General features: G+C 72.2%; 20 protein-coding genes. 12 read left to right on the top strand and 8 right to left on the bottom strand.

The genetic code is table 11. The annotated features are described in order from the left end of the window. Positions 1–30: 30 nt before the first annotated feature. From ABT085_RS04145 to ABT085_RS04130, 4 genes are all read left to right on the top strand, one after another. Positions 31–2106 (top strand): MMPL family transporter, encoded by a 2076-nt coding sequence (locus tag ABT085_RS04145; protein WP_351601730.1) that lies wholly within the window; start codon positions 31–33, stop codon positions 2104–2106. A 203-nt stretch (positions 2107–2309) separates the two neighbouring features. Continuing rightward, positions 2310–3476, top strand: coding sequence for a sensor histidine kinase (locus tag ABT085_RS04140; RefSeq protein WP_351601822.1), 1167 nt, complete (start codon positions 2310–2312; stop codon positions 3474–3476). After that, positions 3473–4135, top strand: coding sequence for a response regulator (locus ABT085_RS04135; RefSeq protein WP_351601727.1), 663 nt, complete (start codon positions 3473–3475; stop codon positions 4133–4135). Before ABT085_RS04140 ends, ABT085_RS04135 begins: the two co-directional genes overlap by 4 nt. Positions 4136–4214: 79 nt before the next feature. Beyond that, positions 4215–5399, top strand: coding sequence for a sialidase family protein (locus tag ABT085_RS04130; protein WP_351601724.1), 1185 nt, complete (start codon positions 4215–4217; stop codon positions 5397–5399). A 66-nt stretch (positions 5400–5465) separates the two neighbouring features. Here the strand turns inward: ABT085_RS04130 and ABT085_RS04125 are convergent, their stop codons facing one another. The 8 genes from ABT085_RS04125 to ABT085_RS04090 form a co-directional block, all read right to left on the bottom strand. After that, positions 5466–6401 carry a dihydrodipicolinate synthase family protein gene (locus ABT085_RS04125; RefSeq protein ID WP_351601717.1) on the bottom strand — a complete coding sequence of 312 codons (936 nt, stop codon included), beginning with the start codon at positions 6399–6401 and terminating at the stop codon, positions 5466–5468. Then, positions 6401–7420, bottom strand: a complete 1020-nt coding sequence (locus tag ABT085_RS04120; RefSeq protein ID WP_351601714.1) for an oligopeptide/dipeptide ABC transporter ATP-binding protein — start codon at positions 7418–7420, stop codon at positions 6401–6403. Before ABT085_RS04120 ends, ABT085_RS04125 begins: the two co-directional genes overlap by 1 nt. Then, positions 7417–9420 carry a dipeptide/oligopeptide/nickel ABC transporter permease/ATP-binding protein gene (locus ABT085_RS04115; RefSeq protein ID WP_351601711.1) on the bottom strand — a complete coding sequence of 668 codons (2004 nt, stop codon included), beginning with the start codon at positions 9418–9420 and terminating at the stop codon, positions 7417–7419. The genes ABT085_RS04120 and ABT085_RS04115 overlap by 4 nt, the downstream gene beginning before the upstream one ends. After that, positions 9417–10376, bottom strand: coding sequence for an ABC transporter permease (locus ABT085_RS04110; protein WP_351601708.1), 960 nt, complete (start codon positions 10374–10376; stop codon positions 9417–9419). Before ABT085_RS04110 ends, ABT085_RS04115 begins: the two co-directional genes overlap by 4 nt. Before the next feature lie 16 nt (positions 10377–10392). After that, entirely contained in the window at positions 10393–12024 is a 1632-nt protein-coding gene (locus ABT085_RS04105) for an ABC transporter substrate-binding protein (RefSeq protein ID WP_351601706.1), read from the bottom strand. A gap of 375 nt (positions 12025–12399) precedes the next feature. Beyond that, the gene (locus ABT085_RS04100; protein WP_351601703.1) at positions 12400–13392 is read right to left on the bottom strand and encodes a hypothetical protein; all 993 of its coding nucleotides are present in this window, start codon (positions 13390–13392) and stop codon (positions 12400–12402) included. Then, positions 13389–13937, bottom strand: coding sequence for a SigE family RNA polymerase sigma factor (locus ABT085_RS04095; protein ID WP_351601700.1), 549 nt, complete (start codon positions 13935–13937; stop codon positions 13389–13391). The genes ABT085_RS04100 and ABT085_RS04095 overlap by 4 nt, the downstream gene beginning before the upstream one ends. A 58-nt stretch (positions 13938–13995) precedes the next feature. Beyond that, positions 13996–14448, bottom strand: coding sequence for a GNAT family N-acetyltransferase (locus tag ABT085_RS04090; protein ID WP_351601698.1), 453 nt, complete (start codon positions 14446–14448; stop codon positions 13996–13998). Positions 14449–14626: 178 nt separating this feature from the next. On the opposite strand from ABT085_RS04090, the gene ABT085_RS04085 reads away from it, so the two are divergent. Genes ABT085_RS04085 through ABT085_RS04050 form a run of 8 tightly spaced genes read left to right on the top strand, consistent with a single transcriptional unit; the run spans position 14627 to position 22892 of the window. Further along, a complete protein-coding gene (locus ABT085_RS04085) occupies positions 14627–15421 on the top strand; it encodes an SCO2525 family SAM-dependent methyltransferase (RefSeq protein ID WP_351601695.1) in 795 nt (264 codons plus the stop codon). A 40-nt stretch (positions 15422–15461) separates the two neighbouring features. Beyond that, entirely contained in the window at positions 15462–17300 is a 1839-nt protein-coding gene (locus tag ABT085_RS04080; RefSeq protein WP_351601692.1) for an SCO2524 family protein, read from the top strand. 2 nt (positions 17301–17302) lie between these two features. Further along, complete coding sequence (locus ABT085_RS04075; RefSeq protein WP_351601819.1) at positions 17303–18220, top strand: SCO2523 family variant P-loop protein; 918 nt, start codon at positions 17303–17305, stop codon at positions 18218–18220. Further along, positions 18217–19200, top strand: a complete 984-nt coding sequence (locus ABT085_RS04070; protein WP_351601689.1) for an SCO2522 family protein — start codon at positions 18217–18219, stop codon at positions 19198–19200. Before ABT085_RS04075 ends, ABT085_RS04070 begins: the two co-directional genes overlap by 4 nt. A gap of 1 nt (position 19201) precedes the next feature. Continuing rightward, the gene (locus ABT085_RS04065) at positions 19202–20185 is read left to right on the top strand and encodes an SCO2521 family protein (RefSeq protein WP_351601686.1); all 984 of its coding nucleotides are present in this window, start codon (positions 19202–19204) and stop codon (positions 20183–20185) included. A 39-nt stretch (positions 20186–20224) separates the two neighbouring features. Beyond that, entirely contained in the window at positions 20225–21211 is a 987-nt protein-coding gene (locus ABT085_RS04060) for a hypothetical protein (protein ID WP_351601678.1), read from the top strand. Positions 21212–21268: 57 nt separating this feature from the next. Next, positions 21269–22018, top strand: a complete 750-nt coding sequence (gene recO / locus ABT085_RS04055) for a DNA repair protein RecO (RefSeq protein ID WP_351601675.1) — start codon at positions 21269–21271, stop codon at positions 22016–22018. A gap of 31 nt (positions 22019–22049) precedes the next feature. Continuing rightward, positions 22050–22892: an isoprenyl transferase gene (locus ABT085_RS04050; RefSeq protein WP_152884097.1), complete on the top strand. Its 843-nt coding sequence runs from the start codon at positions 22050–22052 to the stop codon at positions 22890–22892. Positions 22893–23077 lie beyond the last annotated feature (185 nt).

Below are 23077 nucleotides of genomic sequence, written 5' to 3'. Positions count from 1 at the left end.
CAGACGACCGGACCGGAGGGAGCCCTGTCCATGGGGGCCTTGGAGACACGTACGCGGACACGGCGGCGGGCCGTGCCCTGGGCGGTGCTCGCACTGTGGATCGGGCTGCTCGCGGCCGTCGCCCCGTTCGCGGCGAAACTCGCCGACGTGCAGCACGACCGGATCACCGACTACCTGCCGGCGAGCGCCGATTCCACCCGGGTGGCCAGGATCCAGGACCGGCTGCCGGGCGGCGAGACCACCGAACTGGTGCTGGTCTACCGCCGCGACGGCGGACTCACCGCGGCCGACCGGTCCCGTGCGGGGGAGCAGCTCGCCCGGATCGCCGGACGGCACACGCTGACCGCGACCCCGCGGGGCGTGCCCTCCGCGGACGGCACCACCCTGATGTACCCCGTCGCCAGCAACGAGCCCGGCACCGACGAGGACGCGCGCAACGCCCTCGTCGACGACGTGCGCGAGGTCGCCCGGGGCGGGGACGGGCTGAGCGTCCAGGTCGGCGGGCCGGGCGCGCTCGCCACCGACGCCGCCGGGGTCTACGACTCGCTCGGCGGGCCGCTGCTCTACACGACCGTCGCCGTCGTGGCCCTCCTGCTGATCCTCATCTACCGCAGCCCCGTGCTGTGGCTGCTGCCGCTCGTCGTCGCGGGCGTCGCCGACTTCCTGTCCACGGGCGTCGCCTACGGACTCCACCAGGTCTTCGGGACGACCGTGTCGGGCCAGAACTCCGGCGTCATGACCATCCTCGTCTTCGGCGCCGGCACCGACTACGCGCTGCTGCTCGTCTCCCGCTACCGCGAGGAGCTACGGCGCCACGAGCGGCCGTACGACGCCATGCTGGCCGCCCTGCGCGGCTGCGGGCCCGCCGTGCTCGCCTCCTGCGCGACGGTCGCCGCCGGACTGCTGTGCCTGCTCGCCGCCGACCTCAACAGCAGCCGCGGAATGGGCCCGCTCGGCACGGTGGGCGTGCTGTGCGCGCTCGCGGCGATGCTGACGCTGCTGCCCGCGCTCCTCGTGCTGCTGGGGCGCCGCGTGTTCTGGCCGCTCGTGCCCGCCTACGGCAGCACGCCCAGGGCCCGCCGGTCGCTGTTCGCCGCGATGGGCACCTCCGCGGGCCGGCGCCCGCTGGCCGTCCTGGCCGGCGGCGCCGCCCTGCTCGGCGCGCTCGCCCTGGGGACGCTGAACCTGCCCGGCGGGCTCAAGCAGACGGACACCTTCGTCGACCGGCCCGAGTCGGTGGCCGCCCTGCAGACCCTGGCCCGCGCCTTCCCCGAGCGGTCCAGTCAGCCCATCACCGTCATCACCCCGGCCGGCCGCGCCGGCGCGACCCTGGACGCCGTCCGCGCCGTCCGGGGCGTCGACAGCGCCGAGCCGGGTCGTACCGGGGACGGCTGGACCGAGATCTCCGTCATCGCGCGGGGCACCCCCCAGTCGGCGGCCGAGACCCGCACCATCGAGGACCTGCGGCACGCCCTGCCCGGCTCCTACGTCGGCGGACCCAGCGCCCAGCAGCTCGACCTCGTCGACACCAACGCCCGCGACCGGCTGGTCGTCGTACCGCTCGTCCTCGCCTCGGTGCTGCTGATCCTGGTCCTGCTGCTGCGCTCGCTCGTCGCGCCGCTGATGCTGGTCGCCGCGGTCGTCGCGGTGTGGGGCGCGGCGCTCGGCATCGGCGGGCTGGTGTTCGGGCCGCTGTTCGGCTTCGGCGGCACGGACCCGGGGCTCGGACTGCTGTCCTTCGTGTTCCTGGTGGCGCTCGGTGTCGACTACGGCATCTTCCTGATGCACCGGATGCGGGAGGAGTCCACGCGCGGCGCGCAGCCCTCGGCCGCCGCGCTGACCGCGCTGCGCACGACGGGCGGGGTCATCGCCTCGGCCGGACTGGTCCTCGCCGCGACCTTCGCGGTGCTGACCAACATGGGGCTGGTGCAGCTCGTCGAGCTGGGCTTCGTGATCGCGGTCGGCGTGCTGCTGGACACCTTCCTCGTACGGACCTATCTGGTGACCAGCGCGAGCGTGGCACTGGGCCGCAAGGTGTGGTGGCCGGGCCCGCTGTCACGGACACCCGCACCGGCACGGACCGAGCGGCAGCCGGAGCCCGTGTGACGGAGCCCGCGTGACATCAGGGCGTCCCTCCCTGCCGGAGGGGCGCCCTCCTACCGGAAGATGAACCCGTGCATCCCGACCATTCCGCGCAACCCGCTCAGTCCGTGCCGTCCGTGCCGTCCGTGCCGTCCGTGCCGTCCGCGCAGGCCGTGCCGCCGGCGCGGGCCGGCACCGGGACGCCGCCCCGCCGGATCGAGCGGATCATGGCGGTGGTCAACCGCGACCCCCGGACCGCCCCGCACGCCACCCGCAACGACGCGTGGCTGGCGGCGGCCGCCGCCGTGTTCGCCGCGGTGGTCGCCCTCTGCACCGACGAAGCGCGCCGTCCGGACGGGCTCGGCTGGACCCTGCTGCTGGCCGCCGCCGTGCCCCTGGTGTGGCGGCGGCGCCGGCCGCTGCTCACCCTCGCCCTGGTGGTGGCCCTGGTCGCGCCCTACCACGCCCTCGACAACAACCACGCGGCCCCGACGGCGGCCGAGTACATCGCGCTCTACACCGTCGCCGTCACCGGCCGCCCGCTGCGCACCGTGCTGACCGGTCTGACCGTCCTCACCATCTCCATCAGCGTCATGCTCACGGTCAGCACCCACCAGGCCCTCAGCCTGCTGCGGGTCTCCGGCTGGATGATCGCGGTGCTCTTCCTCGGCGTCGACGTCCGCTACTACCGCCAGTACGTGGCCGCGATCGTCGAACGCGCCGAGCGCGCCGAACGCACCCGCGAGGAGGAGGCCCGCAGACGGGTCGCGGAGGAGCGGCTGCGGATCGCCCGCGACCTGCACGACCTGCTCGCGCACAGCATCACCCTGATCGGCGTCCAGACCTCGGTGGCCGCGCATGTCCTGGCCACCGACCCCGACCGCCTCGACCGCGCCGCCGTCGCCCAGGCCCTCGACGACATCGCCGAGACCTGCCGGACGGCACGCGGCGAGCTGCGCACGACCCTGGAGGTGCTGCGCGAACCCGACTCGCCCGAGGCGCGCGGACCGCTGCCCGGCCTGCACGGTCTGCCCGACCTCGCGCAGGCGGCCCGGCTCGCGGGCGCACGGGTCGAACTGGCCGTGCGCACCGGCGAGGCCCCGCCCGCGGTCGGCGCCGCCGCCTACCGGATCGTGCAGGAGGCGCTGACCAACGCCGTACGGCACGGCGGCCGGGACGACCTCACCGTCCGGGTGAGCGTGGACGACGGCGAGGGCGCCCTGCGGGTACGCGTCAGCGACGACGGAACGGGCGCCGGGCCCGGCACCCCCGGCTTCGGGCTCGTCGGGATGCGCGAACGCGCCCGCAGCGTCGGCGGGACAGTACTGGCCGGACCGGGCGCCGACGGAGGCTTCGAGGTGACGGCACTGCTGCCGCTGGGAGGGACCGCATGACCGTCCGGGTACTGCTCGCCGACGACCAGACCCTGGTACGGGCCGCGTTCGCGATGCTCGTCGAGTCGGCGGGGGACATGGAGGTCGTGGGACAGGCGGGCACCGGCCGGGAGGCCGTGGAGCTGGCCCGGGCCCGGCGCGCCGACCTGGTCCTGATGGACATCCGCATGCCCGGCCTGGACGGCATCGAGGCGACCCGGCTGATCGCGGCCGACGAGGACCTGGCGGGCGTGCGGGTGCTGGTCCTGACCACCTACGACACCGACGAGAACATCGTCGAGGCGCTGCGGGCCGGTGCCTCCGGCTTCCTGGTGAAGGACACCCGGCCGGCCGAACTCCTCGACGCCATCCGCACGGTGGCGGCCGGGGAGGCGCTGCTGTCCCCGGGGCCGACCGCGCGGCTGATCGCGCGGTTCCTGCGCAGCCCCTCGGCACCGGCGACCGGCGGACCTGAGTGCCTGTCCGACCGCGAGCGGGAGGTGCTCGCCCTGGTCGGGCGCGGACTGAACAACACCGAGATCGCCGAGGCGCTGGGGCTGAGCCCGCTGACCGCGAAGACCCATGTCAGCCGGATCATGGGGAAGCTGGGGGCACGCGACCGGGCCCAGCTGGTCATCGTGGCCTATGAGTCGGGGCTGGTGACGCCGGGCAGGATGTGACGGAGACAGGCCGGCGTCCCGCGCGGGGCGCCGACCGGCCGGCGTCCCGTGCGGGACGACACCCGCACAAGGGAGAACGATGACCCGGCTGAGCCGCACCCTCCTGACCGCCGTCGTGCTCCTCGCCCCGTGGGCGGTCACCGCCCGGACCGCCTCCGCCGCCACCGGCTGCACCTCCTCCGTGCCCTACGTCTCGGGCGTGGGCGGCTACGCCACCTATCGCATCCCCGCCGTCGTCCGCACCCGTACGGGCACGGTCCTCGCCTTCGCCGAGGGCAGGCGCGACGGCGCCGCCGACACCGGGGACATCGACGTCGTGCTGCGCCGCTCCGCCGACGGCGGCTGCACCTGGGGCCCGACGACCGTGGTCGCCGCCGGGCACGGGGACACCCGGGGCAACCCCGCGCCCGTGGTCGATCCGCGCACGGGCGCGGTCGTGCTGGTCACGTCGTACAACAGCGGTGCCGTGACCGAGGCGCAGATCATGCGCGGCGAGGTCCCGCCCGCGCGGGGCCGGCGGGTGTTCGTACAGCGCAGCCGGGACGACGGCCGGCACTTCGGGCCGCCGCGCGACATCACGGCCGAGGTGAAGCCGGCGGGCTGGCGCTGGTACGCGACCGGGCCCGGCCACGCCCTCGCCCTGACCCGGGGGCCGCATGCCGGCCGGCTGGTCGTCGCCGCCGACCACTCCGTCGCCCCGCCGGCCGGGTCGCCCGACACCGGCCGGGAGGCCAGGTACTACGGCGCGCACGCGTTCTACAGCGACGACGGCGGGTACAGCTGGCGGCTGGGTTTCGTCGCCGGTCCCGCCGACGGCCCGCACCACCCCAACGAGACCGGTGCCGCGCAGCTGCCCGACGGACGGATCTACTTCAACGCCCGGAACCAGAACGGCACCGGCGTCGGCCACCGCCTCGACAGCCACTCCCGCGACGGCGCGCGGACCCTGGTCCGGCCCTACGCCGTGCAGCCCACGCTGAACGACGTGCCGGTGGTCCAGGGCAGCGTCCTGCAGCCGTGGGGCCGCGCCGCCCCGCTGCTGTTCTCCGGCCCGTCCGTGCCGACCGCCCGCCGGGCCCTGGCGCTGTGGCGCAGCACGGACGGCGGCGGGAGTTTCACCAGGGCGATGACGCTGTCGGACCGGCCGGCGGCCTACTCGGACCTGGTGCAGACGGGGTCACGGACGGTCGGGGTGCTGTACGAGACGGGGGCGGCGGGGCCGTACGAGACGATCACCTTCCGCCGGGTGACGCTGCCGGACTGACGGGACGTCCGCCATCCGCCCCGCGGCAGGCCGGACACGCCCTGGAGCAGGCAGGCCGGACACGCCCTAGAGCAGGCCCGCCGCCGCCAGGTGCTTGCCCACCCGTTCCGTCTCCTCCGGCGACAGCGGCACCTGGGGCTCCGCCGTGGCCGGGCAGTCGATGACCCCCCGCAGGTACAGGGCCGCCTTGAACGCCCCGAGCGCCGTCGAGCTGCCGCCCATCCGCGCCGGATCGCCCACCCCGGTCATCCCGAACAGCGCGCACAACCGCTCCTGTTCGGCCCGCGCCCGCGGCCACTCGCCGTCCCGGCAGAGCCGGTCGAGGCGGACGTAGCCGTGCGGGTCGACGTTCGCGAGACCGGGCACCGCGCCGTCCGCGCCGAGCGCGAGCGCGCTGTCGACGACCAGTTCGGAGCCGGTCAGGGCGCTGAAGCCGGTGATGCCGGGATGGGCGCGGGCGCCGGTGACGACCTCGCGGAAGCCGGCGAGGTCGCCGCTGGAGTCCTTGAGGCCGGCCAGCACACCGTCCGCGGCCAGCTCCAGGACGAGCGCGGCGGGGAGCTTGGTGTGGACGGCGGACGGGATGTCGTAGGCGATGACGGGAACGGACGCGGCGGACGCCACGAGCCGGTAGTGGCGGGCGATCTCCGCCGGATGGGTGCGGGTGTAGAAGGGGGCGGCCACCACGACCGCGTCCGCGCCCGCCTCGGTCACCGCCCGCACGTGGTCCAGGACCCGGGGCGTCGTCATGTCGATCGCGCCCGCCAGCACCGGCAGCCGCCCGGCCACGTGCCCGGCCACCGTCTCCACGACCAGCCGCCGCTGCCGGTCGGTCAGATAGGCCGCCTCCGAGGTCGAACCGAGCACGAACAGCCCGTGCACCCCGCCCGCCGTCAGATGGTCGACCAGTCTGCGCAGCGAGGGGACGTCCACCTCGCGGTCCGGTGTCAGGGGGGTGCAGACGGGCGGGACGACACCGGTCGGCGGGGCGGGGATCGTCATCAAGGCTCCCTGGGGTGCTGGCTCTGCCGTACGAGGTCGCGGGTCGGCCGGTCCTCCTCCACAGGATGGTGGCAACGGTAGCGATGCGCGGGGTCCGACGCGGCCGAGAAATCCGGCATGACGGACACGCACTCCTGGTCGGTCCGCCAGCACCGGGTGCGGAACGGGCAGCCGCTGGGCGGCCGGGTCGCCGAGGGGACCGGTCCGGTCAGCGGGATCGGGTCGACCGGGTCCAGCAGACCGGGCGTGGCGGAGAACAGTGCGCGGGTGTACGGGTGCCGGGCGTGGTCGGTGACCCGTCCGGCCGGGCACTCCTCGACGATCCGGCCCAGGTACATCGTGATCACCCGGTCGCTCATCCGGCGTACCGTCTGGATGTCGTGCGAGACGAACACCAGGGCCAGACCCAGGCGTTCCTTCAGGTCCAGCAGCAGGTTGAGGATCTGCGCGCGGACCGACACGTCCAGCGCGCTGGTCGGCTCGTCGGCCACCACCAGACCCGGTTCGAGGGCCAGCGCGCGGGCGATGGCCACGCGCTGGCGCTGGCCGCCGGAGAGCTGTCCGGGCAGCGCGTCGGCCAGCGCCCGCGGCAGACCGACCAGCTGCATCAGTTCCCGTACGCGCTCCTCCCGCGCCGCGGCGGTGCCCCGGGCGTGCACGTCCAGCGGGTCGCGCAGGATCCGCCGTACCGTCAGCCGGCGGTTCAGGGCCGTGGACGGATCCTGGAAGACCATGCCGGTGCCCGCCCCGACGGCCGTCCGGCGTTCGGTGGGCGGCATCGACCACAGGTCGCGGCCCCGGAAGGACACCGTGCCCGACGTCGGCCGCTGCACGCCCACCAGCACCTTCGCCAGCGTCGACTTGCCGCAGCCCGACTCGCCGACCACGCCGACCGTCTCCCCGGGCGCCACGGAGAGACCGGCCCCGGTCAGGGCGTACACCCTGTCACGGGCGAACAGTCCGCCGCTGCGGGCCTTGTGCACGACGTGCACGTCGGACAGTTCCACCAGGGCCGTCATGTCACCGGCTCGCTCTCCGAGCTCTGCGAGCCCTCGGGGTCCTGCCCGGACGGCAGACCGGCCGCCGGGTGGTGGCACGCCGCGGTGTGCCGGGCGCCGCCCACCAGGTCCGGTGCCGTCGTACGGCAGACGTCGTCCGCCCGCGGGCAGCGGGAACTGAAGCGGCAGCCGGGCGGGAAGTCCGCGGGGGCGGGCACGACCCCCCTGATCTGGGTCATGCGCGCGGCCGCCGACTCCAGGGACAGCACGCTGCCGAGCAGCCCGCGCGTGTAGGGGTGGGCGGGCGCCTCCACCAGGTCGGCGGTCACCCCGCTCTCCACGATCTGCCCGCCGTACATCACCACGATCCGGTCCGTGACGTCCGCGACCAGCGCCAGGTCGTGCGAGACCAGGACCAGCGCGAAGCCCAGCTGCGCCCGCAGCGTCAGCAGCAGCTCCATGACCTGCGCCTGCACGGTCACGTCGAGGGCGGTGGTCGGCTCGTCCGCGACGATCAGCCTCGGCTCGCGGGACAGGGCCATGGCGATCAGGACCCGCTGGCGCTGGCCGCCGGACAGCTCGTGCGGATAGCTGCGCAGGACCCGGTCGGGGTCCAGGCCGACCAGCGCGAGCAGCTCCGCGGGCTCCCGGCTCCCGCCCCGGCGCACGAGCTGCCCGAGCTGCGCGCGGATCGTCATCGCCGGGTTGAGGGACGACAGGGCGTCCTGGTAGATCATCGCCATCTCGTGGCCCAGCAGCCTGCGCCGCACCCGCATCGGCTCGGCCGACAGGTCCCGCCCGCCGAACCGGATCCGCCCGCGCACCCGGGCGCCCTTGGGCTCGAGACCCATGACGGTGAGCGCGGTGAGCGACTTGCCGCAGCCCGACTCGCCGACCAGGCCGAGGATTTCGCCGGGGCGCACCTCGAAGCCGATGCCGTCGACGACGTCGACGCCCCCGTGACGGCCGGCGAAGCCGACGGCGAGGTCCTCGACCACGAGCACCGGCGGCCCCTCGGGCAGCGGGCGGGCCCGCGCGCGCAGCCGGTCCGCCGCCTCGGCCAGCGACGGCAGCTCCAAGGTCTCGCCGCCGCCCGGTCCGGCCTGCTCCAGCCCGTCCTCCCGCGCGTCCGGTGCGACCTCCCGCGGAGCCGGGGCCGCCCACGCGTCGGAGACGCCCTCGGACAGGATGTTCAGCGACAGCACCGTGACCAGCATCAGCAGGCCGGGGAAGACCGTCGCCCACCAGCCGCCGGTCAGCACCATGTTCTTGCCGTCCGCGATCACACTGCCCCAGGACGGGTCCGGCGGCCGTACGCCCGCCCCGACGAAGGACAGCGACGCCTCGAAGACGACGGCCTCGGCGACCTGGACCGTGCAGAACACCAGGACCGGTGCCGCGCAGTTGACGGCCACGTGACGCAGCACGATGTGCGGGGTGCGGGCGCCGATCACCCGCTCCGCCGTCACATAGTCCTCGCCGTACTGGTCGAGCACGTTCGCCCGTACGACCCGGGCCACCGGTGGGGTGAACAGGAACGCGATCGCGCAGATCAGTACGGTGATGCCGCCGCCGAAGACCGCGACGAGCACCGCCGCCAGCGCGATGCCGGGGAACGCCATCACCACGTCCAGGGCGCGCATCAGCGTCTCGTCGACCCCCTTGCGGGAGGTCGCCGCGACCGCGCCGAGCAGCGCGCCGACGACCAGCGCGAGCGCGGTCGCGCCCAGTCCGATCGCCAGCGACCAGCGGGCGCCGTACATCAGCCTGCTGAGGATGTCCCGGCCGAGGCTGTCCTGCCCCATCCAGTGCGCGGCCGACGGATGTCCGGTGTCGTCGACGGGCGGCTGCTGGTCGAGCGGGTCGTGCGGCGCCAGCAGCGGGGCGAACAGCGCCGCCAGGACGACGACGGCCAGCAGACAGACGGCCGTCCGCGACAGCGGCGGCAGCCGGCGCCAGCCGCGCAGCCGGATGCCGGGCCGGGACAGGGTCCGGGCCAGGCCCTCGCGGGTGAAGGTCATGCGGCCTCCCTCAGACGCGGGTTGACCAGCAGATGGAGGACGTCGATGACGAGGTTGACGACCACGAAGCCGGCCGCGGTCGTCAGGACCACGCCCTGGACGACGGCCGGGTCGCCGTTCTGCACGGCGTCGATCATCAGCTTGCCCATGCCGGGCAGCGAGAAGATCGTCTCGATGACGACGGCGCCGCCCAGCAGATAGCCGACCCGCAGCCCGAGCACGGTCAGCGGATTGACGAGCGCGTTCCTGAGCACGTTGCGGCCCACCACGACCCGCGGCGGCAGCCCGCTGCCGACCGCGGTCCGTACGTAGTCCTTGTCCAGCTCCTCCACCACCGCCGTGCGCACCACCCGGGTGAGCTGCGCGGCCACCGGCAGGGACAGCGCCAGCGCCGGGAGCGTCATCGTGCGCAGCCAGCCGGTGAGGGAGTCGGCCGGGTTGACGTAGCCGCCGGCCGGGAACCAGCCCCGGCCGACCGCCAGGTACTGGATCATCAGCAGGGCCAGCCAGAAGGACGGCGCGGCGACCCCGGTCAGGGACACGACGCGGATGACCTGGTCCGGCGGCCGGTCCCGGTACAGGGCGGCGGTCACCCCGCCGGCCAGCGCCAGCACCACCGCGATGCCGAGCCCCAGGAAGGTCAGCTGGAGGGTGAGCGGCAGCGCGGTGGCGACCTGGTCGGCGACCGGGGCCCGGGTCAGGGCGCTGGTGCCCAGGTCGCCGTGGAGCAGGTCGCCGACGAATTCGGCGTAGCGGACGGGCAGCGGGTCCAGCAGTCCGTTGCGCTCGCGGAAGTCGTGCAGCTGCCGCGGGGTCGGGTTGGCGCCCTGGAAGAACGCGGACGCCGGGTCGACGTCGGAGAAGCGCATCACCAGGAACACGAACAGCACGATGCCGAGCAGCAGTGGCACGAGCAGGGCGAGACGGCGGGCCAGGATCCTGACGACGGCGATCACGAGGACGGCTTCCCTGTCACTGGGTCCACTTGGCCTGGAGGAGGTTCACACCGGGGTACGGCTGCGCCCTTATCCCGGTCAGCTTCCTCGGGTTCCAGGCGGTCATCAGCTCGTTGTGGACGACCGGGTAGAGCACGGCCTGCTCGGCGACGACGTCGAGATAGTCCTGGATCAGCGCCAGCTTCCGCGCGGGGTCCGGTTCCCGGGTGGCCCGGTCCATGTCCTTGAAGAGCTTCCTGGCGACGGGGTCGCCGGCCCAGCGGGCGTACTGCATCCAGAGGTTCTGCGGGCCGTAGTTGTAGTGCATGATCAGGTCGGCGTCGAGGCCGAACTGGTTGGGGTTCGAGGCGGCCGCCACGACCTGGTAGTCCTGCTTCTGGTCCAGCTTGGTGAAGACGGCCGTGGTCTCCTGCGGGGAGAGCGTGGTCCGCACGCCGATCGCGTCCCAGGAGGCCTTGATGGTCGGCAGGCAGTCGGCGATCCAGCTCACGTTCACCGCGAGGAGGTCGACGTGCAGCCCGCTCACCCCGGCCGCCTTCAGCAGGGCCTTCGCCCGCTCGGGGTCGTGGTCGTAGACCGTCCTGGCCCGCCGGTAGGACGGGTTGCCCTCGTCGAGGAAGGACGAGGCCGGCCTGCCGTGGCCCTTGAGGGCGGCCTGCACCATCTTCTCGGTGTCGACGGCGTAGTGCAGCGCCTGGCGCACCCGTACGTCGTCGAAGGGCTTGTGCCGGGTGTTGAACATCAGGAACAGGTTGTTCATCCCGGCCCCGCCGGCCACCGACATGCCGCCCTTCTGCAGCTGCCGGATGTTGGCGTACGGGATGTTGTCGGCGATCTGCGCGCCCGCGGCGGCCCCCGAGATCCGGGCGACCCGCGAGGCGGCGTCCACGATCGTCAGCCAGTTCATCCTGTTGAAGGCGGGCCTGCGCGGGCCGTTGTAGCCGGCGAACGCGGCGAAGGTGGTGTTGGACTTCGGGTGGTGGGCGGTCTGCCGGTACGGGCCCGAGCCCACCGCCTTGCCCCGGATCGCGTCGTCCCAGGCGCCCGGCCGCTCGTACACGTGCTTGGGCATGATCTTGGCGAGGGTGAGCCGTGACACCCCTTCCGGGAAGGGGAACTTCAGCACCAGCTCGACGGTGCGCGCGTCGATCCTGCGGACGTCCTCCAGCCAGCTCGCGAAGAAGCCCTTGGCGAGGGTCTGGGTGTCCGGGTCGAGGATCCGGTCGAAGACGAACACGACGTCGTCGGCGGTGACCGGCCGCCCGTCGTGGAACGTGGCGCCCGGCCGCAGCGCGAACCTCCACGAGGTGCCCGAAAGGTTCTCCGGCGTCCGGGTCGCCAGCGCGGCGTACGGCTCGCGGGTGATCGGATCGGTGTCGACCAGCCCCTCGTAGATGTGGTTGTTGGCGGCCATGGCGAAGGCGGACGCCGTCTGCGTCGGATCCCAGCTGCCGTCGTTGCCGTAGCCGATGACCGCGGTCAGGGTGCGCTGCGCGCCGGCGCCCGACCCGGTGTCGTTGGTGGACTCCGGCCCGGCCGAGCAGGCCGCCAGCGACGACGAGAGCGCCGCGGCCGCGCCCAGGGCGCCGGTGTGCTTCAGGAACGACCGGCGGTGCAGCGCCGGAACGTCGTGGGTCACGTCGCGCACGGTTCCTCCAGCGAAGGGGTTTCGGGGGAGAGGAGGGCGGGGGGTTCGGGCCCGGAGCGGGTGAATTGTCCGCGGAGATACGACGTCCTACGTCCGATTGGTCAGCGCGACCATAGGAGCGGCCGTGAGGGTGGTCAAGGGCCCGCACACGAATGGCGGTATCCGCCGGAGGTCCGGCCAATGGCACAGTGCAATGGCGGCAATTGACGACTTATCAGGCTCTACGGCCCCTGGGCACCGCCGGACGTGTGACACGGGACGTCCGACCGTCCCGCGTCGCGGGGCGCCCACATGACGGCGCTGCGCGCCCGTGTTGCCGAGGGCGCGCAGCGCGCGGTGAAACGTCCGCGGTTCCCGAAGTCCCCGAGGCAGGCCCTAGGGCAGCGTCTTCTCGTAGTACTTGTCCTGGTCGGAGTCGTACACGAGCTTGCCCGCCGCGTCGTAGCCCTTGACGTGCGGAGCCCTGGTGACCTGCCGGTCCAGGGTGCCGTGGGCGACGAACCAGCCGTGGTCCAGGACGGTCTCGCCGGTGGCGTCGCCGTAGGAGACGGTCACCTTCGTCACCTTCGGGCCGACCGTGCCGATGATCGCCCAGCCGAACGGCAGCCTCCAGTGCCCGCGGTCGATGACCGACTGCTGGTAGAGCTTGCCGCTGTTCATGTCGACGGACACGGGGCCGCCGTCCTCGGGGGCTTCGTTGCCCACGCTGGTGTTGCCGCCGGTCGCCGCGCCGTCCTTGACGGTGCAGATCAGCCGGATCGACTGCGCGGCCGGCGCCTGCTTCGAGACCGCCACGACGTACATGCCGTCACCGGGGGCGTTGGAGTCGCCGGTGCTGTTCATCGCCAGGAGGATCCGGTAGTCCGCGGCCTTGCCCAGGCTCCGTTCGCCCGCGGACCGGAACGACTCGTTGTAGGCGATGCACTTCTGCAGCCCGTCGGCGGCCTGTGCCCAGGTGATGCCGTCCAGCAGCTGTCCCTCCGTGGCCGGGCGGGCCGGCTCCGTGGCCGGCGCCGACACCGGCGCGGACGAGACCGGCAGGGGGCTGCGCGGGGCGCCGGCGGAGGGCCGGGGCGAGGCCGTGTCCGACCTCCCGCCGACATCCACCGCGTACGCCCCGACGGGCAGCGCGGCCAGCGTCACCAGCATCGCGCCCGCCGCCGCCACCCGGCGGCGCCGCTCGGCCACACCCCGGCGCCGTACCGCGGCATAGGGCGCGGGCGCGGGCCGGAAACCGTACGCGTCCTCGGCCAGCAACTCGCGCACCTGCTCCTCGAAGCGGGGGTCGATGTCCTCGCCGCCCGCCGGCGTGCCACCGGATCCGGCGCCGGAACCCGCCTGCGACGACCGCCGCTCTTCCTCGCTCACCTGCTGTCTCCCTGTCCGGCCGACGTACGGCTGGGCTCCGGCGCGTCCGCGACCAGCCCCAGCCCCGGATAGACGCGCAACTTCGCCAGCGCCTTGGACGCCTGGCTCTTGACCGTGCCGACCGAGCAGCCGAGCACCTCGGCGACCTCGCCCTCGGACAGGTCCTCCCAATAGCGCATGACCACCACCGCCCGCTGCCGGGGCGGCAGTCCGGCCAGCGCGGCCATCAGCACACCGCGCTCCTCGACCCGCCCCACCGCGTCGTCCCGCCTCGCCCGCTCCGGCGGTGCCGAGGTCAGCGCCTCGGCCACCCGCCGCTTGCGGAAGCGGTCGCTGTTGCAGGTGACCAGCATCCGGCGGACGTACGCCTCCGGGCTGTCGCTGCGCGCGACGCGCCGCCACGACCGGTACGCCTTCGCCAGCGCGGTCTGCGTCAGGTCCTCGGCGTGGTGGGCGTCGCCGGTGAGCAGATAAGCGGTCCGCACCAGGCGTGACCATCGCGCTCTGACGAACTCCTCGTACTGGGCCTCAAGTTCGGCCTGCATCAAGCACCCTCCTCGCCCACCAGACCACCGTGCGGGCGGATTCGGTTGCCCGCGGTTCTCAGAGGAGGAGCGCCATGCGCAGACGGTGCTGGTGCGGGCCGAAGTAGTCCTTGCGGGGCGTGCCTTCCGGTGCGAAGCCCAGCGAGCGGTAGAGGAGGACGGCCGTGTCGTTGCCGGGCTCGACGGTGAGCCAGACCTCCTTCACCCCCTCGGAGCGCAGGTGGTCGAGGATCTCGGACATCATCCTGCGGCCGAGCCCCTGGCCCTGGAGGCCCGGGGTGATGGCGAGACTGAGGATCCAGCTCAGGTCGCGGTTGGGTGCGGTGGCGAGCACGTAGCCGAGCAGGCTCGCGCCGTCGTCCAGGACGAGCATGTGGTCGCCGTACGCGTCGAGGAACTGCCGCAGGACGAAGTACGGATACGGTCCGGAGGGGAAGGCCTCCGCGTCCAGGCGGACCAGTTCCGGAAGATCCGCTTCGGTGACCGCTCTGATCTGCAGAAGAGGAGGCATATCGTCCCCTTGTGGAAGATTCGAAGATGCATACCAATGATGGGATATGCATACCGAACGGGATGGGCGCGCATGTTTCCCTATCTTCGCCTGACGTCTTCTGGTCGCTCAAGACAGGAACGGGACTTGACGTGATTGGCTGGCCCGCTGCACGGGCGCCGTGCGCTACATTGAGCCAATGACCTCGGGATCGCTGACTGGCGCGGATAAGCTGAACGCTGATGTCGACTGGGACAAATTTGACCCCCAGGAATACATCCACCGCAACTACCTCGCGCTTCATCCTGACGACAAGCAGATCCTCTCGGTCGTCCGCGATCACTTCGGTGATCATTTCCGGAGGAAGCCGGGTCGTGTCGGGTCCGGTATCGACGTGGGCGCGGGACCGAACCTGTATCCCGCCTTCGCCATGCTTCCCTGGTGCGAGACCATCACCCAGTACGAGTGGTCGGCCGCCAACGTGGCCCATCTGCGCAGAGAGATCCCCGGCTACGCCGCCACCTGGGACCCGTTCTGGGAGGTCCTGTGCGAGGGCGAGGGTGGCGAGGGCTACGCCGCGCTCGGCCCGGACCCCAGGGAGCGGTTCCGGCAGACCGTCACTGTCCGGTCCGGGAACCTGTACGACCTCGGCAGGCCGGGCCCCGACGGCGAAACGGAACGCTGGGCCATGGGCACGATGTTCTTCGTCGCGGAGTCGATCACCGAGTCGCGGGACGAGTTCGCGGACGGCGTCGCCTGTTTCATGAACGCCCTGGAACCGGGTGCTCCGTTCGCCGCCGCATTCATGGAGAATTCCCGTGGATATCCCGTGGGCGGGGAGGACTTTCCGGCGAGTTACGTCGGCGCCGTGGAGATCAGGAACCTGCTGAAGGGTTTCGCGAGCGATGTCGATCCCATGCACCTCGGAAAACCGGACGACCTTCGCGACGGCTACACGGGAATGATTCTGGCCTGCGGTCACCGCAACGACTGACCGCGGCTGTTTTTCGCACCTGTGTGAGGGGGCATGGGGAATGCAGATCAAACCGCGCGCGCAGCTTCTCGACGTATGGCAGGCCATCGCCGGCCATACCTTCGAGAGCGGCGAATGGAACTGGGGTGAATGGGGCGGCCGCAGCAGCGTCGCCGACGCCGAACGTCTGCTGTGTCTCATGTATCCCGCCACCGAGATTCCAGAATTCGGCCTGGACAATCCCGACGTCACCGAGGAGGACGTGGAGCAGGCCCTGAAGGAGGCGGGGGACGCCACCGAGATTCCCGGGAACCTGGTCCGGGTGCTCAACGATTTCATGGCCAAGCACCACGGCGGCGACCTCGGTCCCACGTTCGCCGGCGGCTACTACTTCCTCCCCGCCGACCCCGAGCAGGAACTCACCAAGGAGCAGCGGGAATTCGGGGTCGTCGACTCCTTCTCGATGTCCGTCACCCTGTGCCTGGCCACCCTCGGTTTCCTCCGGGTCTACCGGACGAGAACGACCCGCCCCGAGACGCAGAGACTGATCCAGGGGCTCTGGGACACCACCAGCATGCGGCTCACCTCCGCCATGGTGAGCCTGCTGCGCTCCTTCACCGTCAACGTCTTCGAGGTCGACTCCTCCCAGGGACAGGCCATGTGCCGTCTCCTCGGCCGGGGGCGCGCCTCCGACCGGGTGGTGCTCCAGCGGTTCCAGGACCGCTTCAAGGCACTGCGCGCCGTCATCGGCGAGAGCCTGATCCTCGGCGTCGAGGTCGAGGAGCAACTGCGCAACGACAACCGCCTGTTCGAGTGCGGCTGGGCCTGGAGCCTGGTCCAGGACGCGCCCGAGGTGGAGACCACCGACGAGATCGGGGTCCAGCCGCCGGGCGCGGCCGACGCCGTCCCCTACCTCTACTTCACCGTCGTCGCCCTCGACGGCATCCAGGACCTGTTCTCCGAGCGCACCCTCACCCTCGCGCTGCTCAACCCCGAACAGCAGCGGCTGGCCGAGGCGTTACGGCTGCGGTGGGAGATCACCCAGCAGTACTGGTCGGGCATCGCCCGCTTCGGCGACGACCGCTGGCCCCTGGAGGACATCCCCTGGCGGACCACCGGCCAGCAGCTGGAGTCGGAGTACTTCTCGCTCTGCGTGGCCTCCATCCTCGTCCACGACCTGGTCCGCCGCCGCGCCACCGACGACGACCTCGCCCGCACCGTCGACGTCATGGAGCGGCTCGCCGAACGCGGCCGCATCACCAGCCGGGCCACCGACGACGACCCGGCCGTCCGTCTGCACAACCCGGGCGTCTCGCTGCCCCTGCTCGGCAGCGACCGGCACGGCCCGGCCATGCAGTGGGCCATGACCGACTTCTCCGCCCAGCTGCTCAAACGGACCATCCAGCTGTGCTCCCTGTCCCGCAGCCTCACCTCCCGCGACCGGCTGCTCCAGCTCGCCGAGGACATCCTCGGCCATCTGTGGCGGCGGCGCGTCGGCGAGGGCGAGGGCGCCGGCCTGTGGGACAACGTCCACGCGGTCTACCCCAGTTCGCAGGAGCGCACCGGGCCGCTGTCCTGGAGCATCACCGAGCGCGTCACCGAGTGCATGGTCGCCGCCTCCCAGCTCTACGACCAGTCGCCGATCCGCAGCACCGAACTGACCGCGCTCGCACGGGCCCTGCTCAGCGAGGCCACCCACCTCCTCGGCAAGGAGCAGATGAAGCCCGCCCCGCCGGCCAAGAGCCGCGGCGGCGAGGAGCTGACGAGCGTCGTGGCGGACCTGCGCCGCGCCCGCCTGGTCCTCGACAACCAGCCGGGCACCGCCTGCGCCCTCGCCTACGGGGTGCTGCGCAGGCTCGACATCCTGGCCCGGGCCAGGGACACCGGTTCGGGGGTGTGACCGTGCTGGTCTTCGCCGCCTCCGACAAGGGAGGAACCGGCCGCTCGGTCACGAGCGCCAACCTCGCCTACCGCAGAGCCCTCGCCGGGGTCGACGTCTGCTACCTCGATTTCGACTTCGGCTCGCCCACCGCCCCGGCCGTCTTCGACCTGCCCGACGTCCTCAAGGAAGCCGAAGGGTGCGGCCTGCACTCGTATCTGAAAGGCGAGACGGGGGAACCGATGCGCGTCGACGTCTGGGCGCGCACGGAGCATTACGTCCTGCGTGACAAACCCGACCGCTCCGGACGGCTCGTTCTGCTGCCCGGGGACCGCAGCGGCGGTGAATTCGTCACCGACACCGAGAACCTCCACCGCTGCGTGGATCTGATCCTCGGACTGAAGCGCGAATTCGACGTGATCGTGGTGGACCTGAGCGCCGGCCGCAGCTATGCGATGGACCTCGCTCTCGCGGCCACCGCGAGCGAGGAGTTACGGCGCATCAAGACCCGCTGGCTCGTCTATCACCGCTGGACCCGCCAGCATGTGACGGCGGCCGCCGAACTCGTCGGCGGCCGACAGGGCATCGTGAGCGCCGGCGAGGTCATGGGGCACGACCGGCAGACCCTGCTCGGCTCCATCCGTTTCGTACGGGCGGCCGTGCCCGATCTCAAATCGGCGCTGTGGTCGGAGGTGCCGCCCGCCCAGTCGGCGTGGATGCGCGAGTACAACAAACAACTGGAGACCATTGCCGCGGATCTGGGCATCGGCAGGAGCCGGGTTCTCGGATCGGTCCCGCTGGAACCCGTCCTGCAATTACGCGAACAACTCATCACCGACCGGGATGTGTTCGACAGGGGGATCGCCAACGTCGAGACCTGGCAGGCGATGGGCGAACTCGCCGAGCGGCTGGCCGACGACAAGTACTGGGGGCAGCTGTGAACCGAAGCGGAGCCGTGTTCCGGGAGACCAGCGCCCAGCCGCGCACGGAGGCCGTGCCTTTCTCCCATCTGTCCCTGGAACTCGGCCACTTGTACATGGAGGACTTCGCGGAGGGCCCCGAGCGGCTGTACCACCACTTCACCGCCGTACGGCCCTGGGTGCAGGCCGCGCGCGACTCGCTGCCCGCCCTCCCGGACGGCAGGCCGCCCCGGGTGAGCACCTGCTTCCTGATCGACGACTACTTCAGCCGCCTGGCCACCCCCGCCGAGCTCCTGCCGCCCCTGCTGAAAGCGGCCGAGCGGGCCGGTCTGGGCATCGACTACCTGGCCCGCGAGTCCGGCTGCGCCCGCACCGACGCCCGGCGGCCCGAGCGCGGCGGGCTCGCCGACGCCGTCCTGGACCGGCTCGTCGAGACACCGCCGCCCGGCAGCAGGGGCTTCCGCCCGCCCCTGGGCCTGACCGGCTGGCTCAGCAACGGCCGCCGCGCCCCCGACCGGCGCACCACGGCCGCCCTCGACACCGCGGCCGCCTGGCAGCCGCCCAGCGAGACCGGCGCCCGCGGCCACTCCGTCTTCGTCGACGTCGAACTGTGGCAGGAGCACACCGGCGGCCGCGTCTGGTCCTGCGCCTTCCTGGCCGCCGTGTGGCAGCTGGCCCGGCTGGGCCTGCTGCGCGACAAGGGGGACGCCGTGCTCGTCCCCGAGAACCGGGAAGGGGCCGTCTTCCCCGAGGACTGGGACGCGCTGCCGAGCCTGCTGCGGCTCGACCCCTCGGCGGCGCCCTTCACGGCGTACCGCACGTGCAGCGTGCTCCCGTCCCGCTTCCTGCCCGTCGAGCACGCGGTCCGGGTCATCCTCGAACAGACCCAGGTGGACGCCGGGGCACAGGCCCAGGTCGTCGCGCGGGCCGCCGCCGAGGGACACCCCGTGCCGGAGGGCGTCGTGGAGCGCACGTCCTACGTGTTCCCGCCGGGGCTGTGACATGGGCGCGACGGGGGAGACGGCGCGCCGCCCGCACCTGGCCTGCGGCGAGGTGCGCACCTGTCTGCTGCCGTGCCGGGACGCGGTGGGCGCGGCCGTCTCCGAACGGCTGCTGCAACTGCGCGCCGACGACCGGATCCGCACCTCGAACCGCCCCAACCTGTACGTGGTGTCGCCCGAGGTGCTCACCGGCGTCGACTGCCGGCTGCCCACCGCCAACGGGGCCAAGGTCCGCGTGGTCGGCACGGTCGCGGCCCGCGCGAGCCTCACGGACGGCCGCGTCCTGCAGGCGTCGGCGTACTTCTCGGCCCCCGCGGCGGGCCCGGACCGGCGCCGGCCGTGGGGCTACTACCTGGTCCGGCCGGGCGTACTGGTCCCCGTCGGCAGACTCCCCGCCACCGCGGCCGCGCACGGTTTCCTGAGCCACGACCGGACGGCCGGCGGCGACGCGCTCGACGTCGGTTCCGTGGCCGAGGGGCTCCTCGGCAGGATCTCCCGCAGCCGTCTGCTCGTCGACTACGACGTGCCCCTCACCTCCCGCACCACCGGCCTGCGCTGGGCCGCGCTGCCCGCGGCGGCGGGCGCGGGCGTGTCGCTCGAACGCTTCACGGTCGCCGAAGGAGGGGTGCGGCTGGCCGAGTTCAGAGTGCCGGACGACATCGAACCCGCCGCGGTGGCCCGGCTCGCCGAGGATTTCGCGGTACACGACTGGTTGTTGACGACAGTCGTTGACAAACTCGACGGTATCCGGATCGGATCCGCGGACGGGGCAGCCGCGCTGAAGGTGCTGGGCCCGCTCGTCGACCATCTGCTGCACCTGTGGATGCCGAGAGCGCGGGTGGACCGAAGGCTCGTCGCCCTGTGGGACGTACTCGAGGACGACCCCGGGTTCAGCCGGCAGTGGCACACCCAGGTACAGCGCGTCCGGGACCAGCTCGCCCTGCGGGCCGCATCGGCGCAGCGGGAGTCCCTCATGGCGCCCTGACCGCGCACAGCACCTCGATCCCGACGGGGGAGAAACGAGATGAACGCTCCGACATCTACGCGAATCAACAGCACCACGGCCGGCCGGGGAGACCGGGGATCCGACGAAAGCGCGCGGTCACTGCTGCGCAAACTCCTGATCACCGTGGCGACGGGAGGCGGGGCCTATGTGCTGACCAACGTCATCTCACCGGGCCCGGACGACCTGTGGCGGGTGGTCCTGTCCGTCCTGTTCGGCGGCGCGATCCTGATCGTCCAGTTCATGATCACCTTCGCGCAGCAGCTGGGTGATCTGCGCGGCGTGGTCGAGCAGCGCTTCGTGGACATCGGCGAGGCCACCAAGCTCTTCAACGAGGTGGAACAGCTGCGGGGCGACGGGGTGCCCCGGCTGGCCGAGTACGCCACGAAAGTGGTCGCCAACGGGCCCAAGATCCTGCACGACTTCGCGGGCCAGGAGATCGAGCGCCTGGCCGGCTACATGTACAACTTCGCCAACCTCAACGCCAAGTCGCCGGGCGAGAACCACGACTGGCTGCTGACGCTCACCAAGTGCGCCACCACCTCCATCGACGCCATCAGCACCTCCCCCGTCGACGGCGACTTCTGGAACAGCGAGCCCGCCGGCCGGTATCTGGAGGCACAGCGCGTCGCGATCGACGACCCGCAGCGCAGGGTCAAGGTGCGGCGGCTGTTCGTGGTGAAGCAGCCCGAGGACATCGCGACCCTCGACGCGCTCTGCGAGGAGCAGCGCAGCATCGGCATCGAGGTGCGGGTCGTGGCCCTGCCGCATCTGCCGATCAACGCCCAGCGCGGCAAGATGATCGACTTCATCATCTTCGACGGCGCCCTGTCCTACGAGATCACCGCGGACCAGATGGGCGTGCCCTCCTGGACGACGGTGGACGCGACCGAGAAGGAGGTGCAGGAGCGGGTCAAGCGCTTCGCCGAGCTGTGGAGCATCAGCCAGAACGGATTACCGGACTCCGTGCGGGCGACGACGACCCCGCCCGAGCCGGGTGCCTCCTGACTCCCTTCTCCCCGACTCCGTCCCCGGAGCACATCCGCCGTAGGCGACAATGGGCCCATGAGTCTGTTCCGCGACGACGGCATCGTGCTGCGCACCCAGAAGCTGGGTGAGGCGGACCGGATCATCACGCTGCTCACCCGCGGCCACGGCCGGGTGCGGGCGGTGGCCCGCGGGGTGCGGCGCACGAAGTCGAAGTTCGGGGCCCGCCTCGAACCGTTCTCCCACGTGGACGTGCAGTTCTTCGCGCGGGGCAGCAGCGAGCTGGTCGGCCGCGGGCTGCCGCTGTGCACCCAGAGCGAGATCATCGCCGCGTACGGCGGCCCGATCGTCACCGACTACACCCGGTACACCGCCGGGACGGCCATGCTGGAGACCGCCGAGCGGTTCACCGACCACGAGGGCGAGCCGGCCGTCCAGCAGTACATGCTGCTCGTCGGCGCCCTGCGCACTCTCGCCCGGGGCGAGCACGCCCCGCATCTCGTCCTCGACGCGTTCCTGCTGCGCTCCCTCGCCGTCAACGGCTACGCGCCGAGCTTCGACGACTGCGCGAAGTGCGGAATGCCCGGACCCAACCGTTTCTTCTCGGTGGCCTCCGGGGGCTCCCTGTGCGTGGACTGCCGGGTGCCGGGAAGTGTCGTACCCTCACCGGCGACCCTGGAACTGCTCGGCGCGCTGCTTACGGGAGACTGGGAGACTGCGGACGCCTGCGAGCCGAGGCACGTCCGGGAGGGCAGCGGACTGGTGTCCGCCTACCTGCACTGGCATCTGGAGCGCGGGCTGCGCTCGCTTCGGTACGTTGAGAAATAAGCGTCAGGCCGTAAGAGGAGACGAGAAGCACATGGTGGTACGCGGGTTCCTGGGACGCCAGCGCCGCGAGTACAAGGCGCCGGAGCCGCACCCGTCCGGCGCCCGCGCGCCCAAGCTCCCCGGCGAGCTGGTCCCCAAGCACGTGGCGATCGTCATGGACGGGAACGGCCGCTGGGCCAAGGAGCGCGGACTGCCGCGCACCGAGGGCCACAAGGTCGGTGCCGAGCGCGTGCTCGACGTGCTCCAGGGCGCGGTCGAGATCGGCGTGGGCAGCATCTCCCTGTACGCCTTCTCCACCGAGAACTGGAAGCGCTCGCCCGACGAGGTGCGCTTCCTGATGAACTTCAACCGCGACTTCATCCGCAAGACCCGCGACACCCTCGACGGGCTCGGCATCCGGGTGCGCTGGGTGGGCCGGATGCCCAAGCTGTGGAAGTCGGTCGCCAAGGAGCTCCAGGTCGCCCAGGAGCAGACCAAGGACAACGACGCGCTCACGCTGTACTTCTGCATGAACTATGGCGGCCGCGCGGAGATCGCCGACGCGGCGCAGGCCCTCGCGGAGGACGTGAAGGCGGGCCGGCTCGACCCGTCGAAGGTCACCGAGAAGACCCTGCAGAAGTACATGTACTACCCGGACATGCCGGACGTGGACCTGTTCCTGCGCCCGAGCGGCGAGCAGCGCACCTCCAACTACCTGCTCTGGCAGAGCGCGTATGCCGAGATGGTGTTCCAGGACGTGCTGTGGCCGGACTTCGACCGCCGTGACCTGTGGCGCGCCTGCGTCGAGTTCGCCTCGCGCGACCGGCGGTTCGGCGGCGCGATCCCGAACGAGGAGCTGCTGGCGATGGAGGGCGGGGACCCGGCCGCCGAGTAGGACAGGTCCCGGCGTCGCCCGCGGCCATCTCGGGGCCACCGGGGGTTCACGGCGGTCGTCGACGATCCGCCCATGAGACGCCTGACTCCCACCGTTCCTAAAGACTGAGCGGGAGTGAGTCCTGTCTCCAGGACTGTGGTTGCTCAGCCGAACGCCCCGAACGGTGTTGGGCATTCTGGTCGCCC

The organism is Streptomyces sp. NPDC002265, from assembly GCF_040296125.1.
Taxonomy (GTDB): Bacteria; Actinomycetota; Actinomycetes; order Streptomycetales; family Streptomycetaceae; genus Streptomyces.
This window is presented reverse-complemented; position numbering and strand designations above follow the sequence as displayed.

Bases quoted from the DNA above. Each gene is read 5' to 3' on its own strand.
- ABT085_RS04145 (WP_351601730.1), top strand. From the start codon at position 31: ATGGGGGCCTTGGAGACACGTACGCGGACACGGCGGCGGGCCGTGCCC.
- ABT085_RS04140 (WP_351601822.1), top strand. From the start codon at position 2,310: ATGGCGGTGGTCAACCGCGACCCCCGGACCGCCCCGCACGCCACCCGC.
- ABT085_RS04135 (WP_351601727.1), top strand. From the start codon at position 3,473: ATGACCGTCCGGGTACTGCTCGCCGACGACCAGACCCTGGTACGGGCC.
- ABT085_RS04130 (WP_351601724.1), top strand. From the start codon at position 4,215: ATGACCCGGCTGAGCCGCACCCTCCTGACCGCCGTCGTGCTCCTCGCC.
- ABT085_RS04125 (WP_351601717.1), bottom strand. From the start codon at position 6,401: ATGACGATCCCCGCCCCGCCGACCGGTGTCGTCCCGCCCGTCTGCACC.
- ABT085_RS04120 (WP_351601714.1), bottom strand. From the start codon at position 7,420: ATGACGGCCCTGGTGGAACTGTCCGACGTGCACGTCGTGCACAAGGCC.
- ABT085_RS04115 (WP_351601711.1), bottom strand. From the start codon at position 9,420: ATGACCTTCACCCGCGAGGGCCTGGCCCGGACCCTGTCCCGGCCCGGC.
- ABT085_RS04095 (WP_351601700.1), bottom strand. From the start codon at position 13,937: ATGCAGGCCGAACTTGAGGCCCAGTACGAGGAGTTCGTCAGAGCGCGA.
- ABT085_RS04090 (WP_351601698.1), bottom strand. From the start codon at position 14,448: ATGCCTCCTCTTCTGCAGATCAGAGCGGTCACCGAAGCGGATCTTCCG.
- ABT085_RS04085 (WP_351601695.1), top strand. From the start codon at position 14,627: ATGACCTCGGGATCGCTGACTGGCGCGGATAAGCTGAACGCTGATGTC.
- ABT085_RS04080 (WP_351601692.1), top strand. From the start codon at position 15,462: ATGCAGATCAAACCGCGCGCGCAGCTTCTCGACGTATGGCAGGCCATC.
- ABT085_RS04065 (WP_351601686.1), top strand. From the start codon at position 19,202: ATGGGCGCGACGGGGGAGACGGCGCGCCGCCCGCACCTGGCCTGCGGC.
- ABT085_RS04060 (WP_351601678.1), top strand. From the start codon at position 20,225: ATGAACGCTCCGACATCTACGCGAATCAACAGCACCACGGCCGGCCGG.
- recO (WP_351601675.1), top strand. From the start codon at position 21,269: ATGAGTCTGTTCCGCGACGACGGCATCGTGCTGCGCACCCAGAAGCTG.
- ABT085_RS04050 (WP_152884097.1), top strand. From the start codon at position 22,050: ATGGTGGTACGCGGGTTCCTGGGACGCCAGCGCCGCGAGTACAAGGCG.